At 71.3% G+C, this 6,000-nt stretch carries 6 protein-coding genes; 4 read left to right on the top strand and 2 right to left on the bottom strand.

The window, feature by feature from the left end; translation table 11 throughout:
- Positions 1 to 53: 53 nt before the first annotated feature.
- A complete protein-coding gene (locus ACNFOC_RS21280) occupies positions 54 to 929 on the top strand; it encodes an MmyB family transcriptional regulator (RefSeq protein ID WP_416960678.1) in 876 nt (291 codons plus the stop codon).
- Between the two features lie 4 nt (positions 930 to 933).
- Here ACNFOC_RS21280 and ACNFOC_RS21285 read toward each other — a convergent pair whose 3' ends face one another.
- Both ACNFOC_RS21285 and nac read right to left on the bottom strand, forming a co-directional pair.
- Positions 934 to 1,926 (bottom strand): 2-hydroxyacid dehydrogenase, encoded by a 993-nt coding sequence (locus ACNFOC_RS21285; protein ID WP_416960679.1) that lies wholly within the window; start codon positions 1,924 to 1,926, stop codon positions 934 to 936.
- A 111-nt stretch (positions 1,927 to 2,037) separates the two neighbouring features.
- Positions 2,038 to 2,952, bottom strand: coding sequence for a nitrogen assimilation transcriptional regulator NAC (nac, locus tag ACNFOC_RS21290; RefSeq protein WP_416960680.1), 915 nt, complete (start codon positions 2,950 to 2,952; stop codon positions 2,038 to 2,040).
- Between the two features lie 307 nt (positions 2,953 to 3,259).
- Here nac and ACNFOC_RS21295 point away from each other — a divergent pair, with 307 nt between their 5' ends.
- The 3 genes from ACNFOC_RS21295 to ACNFOC_RS21305 are packed head-to-tail and all read left to right on the top strand — an operon-like array spanning position 3,260 to position 5,833.
- A complete protein-coding gene (locus tag ACNFOC_RS21295; protein WP_416960681.1) occupies positions 3,260 to 4,039 on the top strand; it encodes a LamB/YcsF family protein in 780 nt (259 codons plus the stop codon).
- Between the two features lie 5 nt (positions 4,040 to 4,044).
- A complete protein-coding gene (locus ACNFOC_RS21300) occupies positions 4,045 to 4,854 on the top strand; it encodes a 5-oxoprolinase subunit B family protein (RefSeq protein ID WP_416960682.1) in 810 nt (269 codons plus the stop codon).
- Positions 4,847 to 5,833 carry a 5-oxoprolinase subunit C family protein gene (locus tag ACNFOC_RS21305; protein ID WP_416960683.1) on the top strand — a complete coding sequence of 329 codons (987 nt, stop codon included), beginning with the start codon at positions 4,847 to 4,849 and terminating at the stop codon, positions 5,831 to 5,833. Before ACNFOC_RS21300 ends, ACNFOC_RS21305 begins: the two co-directional genes overlap by 8 nt.
- Positions 5,834 to 6,000: the final 167 nt, after the last annotated feature.

The following is a 6,000-nucleotide window of genomic DNA, read 5'->3' on the forward strand; positions in this document are numbered from 1 at the left end:
CCTATGCGGTTCTGTACCAGGCACGCGCCCGCCGGCCCGACGACACTGGAGACATGGCAGACCGTGAAGCGCCGTCCCCCTCCGGCAACGAACTGGGCGACTTCCTGCGCGCCCGCCGAGCGGACCGTGACCCGCACCAGGCGGGCTTCCCCGACGACGGTCGGCTGCGGCGCGTCCCCGGACTGCGCCGGGAGGAACTGGCCCACCTCGCGCACGTGAGCGTCGACTACATCGTCCGCCTGGAACAGGGCCGCACCCGCAGAGGCTCCCGCGCCGTCCTGGACGCACTGGCCGACGCGCTGCACCTCGCAGCGGACGAGCGCGTCTACCTCTTCACGCTCGCCGAGGTCGCGCCGGGAGCCTCCACCCGTCCGCCCGGCCGGTCCGAAGTCGCCCCGCGGCTACGGCAGTTGCTGGACACCATGCACGACGTCCCCGCGATGGTGCTGCACCGCGGCATGGACGTCCTCGCGTGGAACCGCGCGGCCACGGCCCTTCTCACCGACTTCGGCGCCCTGCCCCCGGCCGAGCGCAACCTGATCCGGCTCACGTTCCTCGACGCCGACTTCCGGGCGCTGTACGCGGATTGGCCCCGGGCCGCCCGTGAGTGCGTCGCCGTCCTGCGCATGGAGGCGGGCCGCACCCCGCACGAGCCCGCGCTGGACGCCCTGATCGGTGAACTCGGCGCGCGCGACCCGGACTTCCGCACGTGGTGGGCCGAACATCAGGTACGGGGACCGCGGCAACTCACCAAGACGTACGTCCATCCGGTCGCCGGTGAACTCACCCTGGACGTCCAGCAGTTCACCGTCGACACGCACCCGGAACAGTTCCTCGTCGCGTACACGGCCCCACCGGACTCGCCCTCGCAGGAGGCGCTGCGGTTCCTGTTGCAGTGGGCCGGACTCAGCAGTACTCAAGCGGGGTGAGCGGTCAGCTGCCGACCGGCGTGCCCGCGATCGCCGAACTGCCGGGAAGGGGCGTACGAGCGGGCCGTTCGGCCAGTACGTCGAGGATGTTGTCCACCGCCAGGTCGACCATCGCGGCCCGGGTCGCCTCGGTGGCCGATCCGATGTGCGGCAGCGTGATGATGTTCGGCTCGGCCACCAGCGGGGACAACTCCGTTCCCATCGGCTCCCGTTCGAAGACGTCGAGCCCGGCGGAGTGCAGCCGCCCCTCACGGACGGCGTCCAACAAGGCCTCTTCATCTACGACCCCGCCGCGCGAGGTGCTGACCAGCGTGGCCGTGGGCTTCATCGCGGCCAGTTCGCGGGCCGAGATCAGATGGCGGGTCTCGTCGGTGAGCGGCACGTGCAGCGACACCACGTCGGAGTCGGCCAGCAGCGCGGGCAGGCCCACCGAGGTCGACAGGTCGTCGTCGGGCGCGTACGGGTCGTGGTGGATCACGCGCATCCCGAAGCCGTGGGCGCGGCGGGCCACCGCGCGGCCGATCTGGCCGTAGCCGACCAGGCCGAGGGTGGCTCCGTGGACGTCCAGGCCGAGATAGTCGTGCATCCGGAACAGTTCCCAGGAGCCGTCCGCGAGGCTCGCGGACGCCGCGCCGATGCGGCGGCGGGCGGCGAGGATCAGCGCGAAGGTGAGGTCGGCGGTGGTCTCCGCGAGCACGCGGGGCGTGTGCGTGACGACGATGCCGCGCTCGGCGGCCGCGGCGCGGTCGACGTTGTCGAAGCCCATGCTGGCCAGCGCGATGACGCGCAGCGAGGGGCCCGCCGCGTCCATCAGGGCGGCGTCCACCGGGTCGTTGCCGAGAGCCAGTACTCCGCTCACGCCGGGGGCGATGGCGGCCAGGTCGGCGGGTCCGGGCTTGGCGGCACCGGGCCAGGCCACCAACTCCGCGCTCCCGGACAGGCGTTGCAGGCCTTCGCCGGGCAGGTTTTCACGGGTGGCGAGGACACGATTCTTCATGTTCTTCTCCAGTGACGAGCCATGTGCAGCCATGCATTACCGGCCGGGCGGATTATTCGGAAAACGCTAGCCTCGGCGGTCACCGGAAACAAATAGCGGTTTTGTGTGACGCTATTGGTCGTCCTTATTCTTGTCGGTGTCGATCAGTTCCAGGAACAGATCGTGCACGGCCAGCGCGGGCTCCGAGAGCGGCTGATTGTCCGACGTGACCACGGACAGTTTCACCGTGATCACGGGCTCCACGATCCGCCGCACGGACAGCTCGCGGACGTCGAGGATGGCCCGGGCCGCCGACCATGGCAGGACGGTCGCGCCGATGCCCGCGTCCACGGCGTTGACGAGGGTCAGCGCGGACTCGACCTCGCCCACCACGTTCAGCCGGAGCGAGGCCTGCTGGAAGGCGGCGTCCACGACCTGCCGGATCGTGTGGATACGGCTGGGGAGCAGCAGGGGCAGGCTCGCCAGCTCCTCCAGCCCGACCTCGCCCTTCCCCGACGGCGCCGTGTCTCCGGGCGCGCCGATCAGGTACAGGTCCTCGGTACGGACGGGCTCGAACTGGACACCCCGGAGCGGCCCGGCGCCGTAGATGAAGGCCATGTCCATGCGGCCCGTCATGATCGCCTCGCTGATCACGCCGCCGAAGTTCTCGTTGATGTGCAGCAGGATGTCCGGGTAGCGCTCGCGGACGCTCTTCAGGAGGGGCAGCGCGAGGGCCGCGCCCAGGCTGTACGGGGCGAGGCCCACCGAGACGCTGCCGGCGGGCGCCCGGCCGGAGACGTCGACGGCGGCCTGCGCGAGGTCCACCTGGCGGAGGATGAGCTGGGCGTGCAGGTACAGGGCCCGGCCCGCCTCGGTCGGGGCGACCCCGCGTTTGCTGCGGATCAGCAGCTGCTGCCCGAACTGGGCCTCCAGGGCGGACAGTTGCTGGCTCAGGGCCGGCTGGGCGATGTGCAGGATGTCTGCCGCGCGCGTGATGCTCCCCGCGTCGATGATCTTGATGAACGAGTAGAGGCGCCTGGTGTCCATGCGCTGGGCCTTCCAGATGGAGCGAAGCCTCATCGTAGGGAGGGATCAGCCCGAAGCACAGCCCGGGTGAGCGGGGGGTGTGAGGGGAGTCATAGCCGTTCGCGATAACGCCAGACCGAACGGATATTGGCGATCACGCGACCGGCCGAATAAGTTGAGCGGAACATCCGGACAGGAACATCCACCCCGGAACACCCGCCCCGGAACATTCTCCGTTCCCGGTGTCACGAAGACGTGGCCGGCATCTGTCATCCAGAATTCCCCGCCCCGGAATTCCTCTTTCCGTCATTCCCTCCCGGAGGACGTCATGACTCCCATGGTTGATCTCGTCGCCGATCTCGGCGAGGGATTCGGCGCCTACACGATGGGCGACGACGCGGCCCTTCTGGAGTTGCTGACGTCCGCCAATGTCGCCTGCGGATTCCACGCCGGCGATCCCCGCATCATGGACGCCACCGTGCGGACGTGCGTGGAGAAGCAGGTCGCCGTCGGGGCCCACCCCAGCTTTCCCGACATGGTCGGCTTCGGCCGCCGCGCGATGGACCTCACGCCGGAGGAGGTCCGCACGGACGTGCTCTACCAGATCGGCGCCCTCCAGGCCTTCGCCGTCGCCCACGGCACCCGCGTGCACCATGTCGCCCCGCACGGCCGCCTGGGCAACCTCGTCGCCGTCCGCGCCGACTACGCCCGCGCCGTCGTGGACGCCGTAGCAGCCCTGGACGAGTCGCTGATCGTCCTCGCGCAGGACGGCGAGCTGGCCGACGCGGCCCGCGCCCGTGGCCTGCGCGTGGGCATCGTCGGCATCGCCGACCGCGCGTACCGCGCCGACGGAACCCTCGTCCCGCGCTCCGAGCCCGGCGCGGTGATCCACGACCCCGACGAGGTCGCCCGGCGCACCCTGCGCATGGTCACCGAGGGCGTCATCCGCAGCGTCGACGGCACGGACATCCAAGTCGCCTGCGACACCGTCCTGTTGCACGGAGACAGCCCCGGCGCGATCGCGCTGGCCGCCCGTATCCGCGAGCAACTCCTCACCGCCGGCGTCGAGATCACCTCGCTCGACAAAGTCCTGAGCGGCAAGGGGTGACCGACATGAACAGCGTTCTCGCGGACGGCCCGATCGTGAACGGGCCCACTACGAACGGCAGTTGCCACAACGCCAACGTGACCATCGCCGACTGCGGCGACTCCGCCCTGGTCGCCAAGGCCGTAGGACTGGACGCCGAACCCGCCTGGCGACTCGTCCACGCCCTCGCCGACGCCCTGAACGCGGTCCAACTCACCGGCGTCCACGACGTGGTGCCCACCTACGACGCCCTGCTCGTCGAGTTCGACTGCGCCGCCACCGACCACGACACCGTCCGCCGCGTCCTGGCCCACGAAGCGGCCCGCCTCGGCCCGCACCCCGCGCCGACCACGCCCCCGCGCCGCTTCGTCGTCCCCGTCGTCTACGGCGGCGAGTACGGCCCCGACCTCCCGGAGGTCGCCGCCCAACTCGGCCTGACCGAGGGCGAGATCATCGCCCTGCACTCCGGTTCCGACCTCACCGTGCGCTGCCTCGGCGCACCCGCCGGAGCGCCGATGACGGACGGCCCGCCCTTCCCGAAACCGGTACCGCGCCTCGCCTCGCCGCGCACCAAGGTCGCCCCGGGCTCGGTCGCCGTAGCGGGCCGACAGGCGGTCATCTGCCCGATGCCCTCGCCCGGCGGCTGGCCGCTCCTGGGCCGCACCCCGGTGCGCGTCCTCGACCTGCACAGCGACCCGATCACCGCGTACCGCCCCGGCGACACCTTCAGGTTCCGGCCCATCGAGCCCCAACAGTGGGACGAGTACGCGGACTTGAGCCTCGCGGACTGTACGGACCCGGCAGACCCGGTGGGCCGGGGAGGCGGCCATGGCTGACACCCTCACCATCCGTACCGCCGGCATCGTCACCGTCCAGGACCTCGGCCGCGTCGGCCGCTCCCGCTACGGCCTGCCCGCCAACGGAGCCGCCGACCAGCACTCGGCCCGCGTCGCCAACGTCCTGTGCGGCAACCACGACCGCGCCCCGCTGCTGGAGATCACGGCCCTCGACTTCGCGTGCGTCCCCTCCGGCGACATCCTCATCGCGGTGACCGGCGCGCCCGCCGAGGTCACCGTCGAAGGAGTCGTACGCCCGCAGTGGGAACCGGTCCCGGTACGCGCCGGCGAAACCATCAAGGTCACCGGCATCCACCGCGGCCTCCGCGTCTACCTCGCGGTACTCGGCTCGTTCGAGGCCGACTACCTCCAGGGCAGCTGCGCCCCCGACACGATCCTGGGCTTCGGCCCCACGTTGCGCGCCGGCGACGAACTCACCCTGCGCACGGCCTGCCCGCCGATCGACCACCCCTTCTCACGCATCCCCCTGTTCCGCCTGAAGGCGCCGGTCCCCCCGTTCCCCACCAGCTGGACCATCGACGTCACCGACGGCCCCGACCGGGCCGAGTTCGGCGACACGGGCCGGCGCCTGTTCGACGCCCCCTTCACGGTCACCCCGCGAAGCAACCACATAGGCCTGCGCCTCCAGGGTGCAGTACCCCGCCGCGTCACCCAGGGCGAGGTCCTCTCCCGCGGCGTCCCCATCGGCGCCGTAGAAGTACCCGCGGGCGACGAACTCCTCGTCCTGCACCGTGGCCGCGGCGTCACGGCCGGCTACCCCGTCCTAGCCGTGGTCACCGCCACCGGCCTGTCCGCCCTGGGCCAGGTCCGCCCCGGCCAGACCATCCACTTCCGCCACCGCACCCTCGCCCAGGCGATCACCGCCCACCGCGCCCAACGCCACGCGATCGACACCCTGAGAACCAGGGTCCGCACGGCTTTCGAGGCCTTGCGCATCCGCGCCCCCGCGGAGGCCTGACCCCTCGCACCTCTTCAACACAGGCCCGCTCACGAAGGGGCGCGGGGGCCTGACACCCCGCACCTCTCCAACCCAGGCCCGCTTAAGAAGGGGCGCGGGGCTGTGACATTTGCGGCTCCGCCGCGCGGGCGCGACCAGCCCCCACCGACCCGCACAAAACCCACAAC

This window comes from Streptomyces colwelliae, assembly GCF_048158785.1.
Classification (GTDB): domain Bacteria; phylum Actinomycetota; class Actinomycetes; order Streptomycetales; family Streptomycetaceae; genus Streptomyces.

What these genes read in the sequence shown, in the direction of transcription:
- ACNFOC_RS21295 (WP_416960681.1), top strand. Translation starts at nt 3,260, where the DNA reads ATGACTCCCATGGTTGATCTCGTCGCCGATCTCGGCGAGGGATTCGGC.
- nac (WP_416960680.1), bottom strand. Translation starts at nt 2,952, where the DNA reads ATGGACACCAGGCGCCTCTACTCGTTCATCAAGATCATCGACGCGGGG.
- ACNFOC_RS21305 (WP_416960683.1), top strand. Translation starts at nt 4,847, where the DNA reads ATGGCTGACACCCTCACCATCCGTACCGCCGGCATCGTCACCGTCCAG.
- ACNFOC_RS21300 (WP_416960682.1), top strand. Translation starts at nt 4,045, where the DNA reads ATGAACAGCGTTCTCGCGGACGGCCCGATCGTGAACGGGCCCACTACG.
- ACNFOC_RS21285 (WP_416960679.1), bottom strand. Translation starts at nt 1,926, where the DNA reads ATGAAGAATCGTGTCCTCGCCACCCGTGAAAACCTGCCCGGCGAAGGC.
- ACNFOC_RS21280 (WP_416960678.1), top strand. Translation starts at nt 54, where the DNA reads ATGGCAGACCGTGAAGCGCCGTCCCCCTCCGGCAACGAACTGGGCGAC.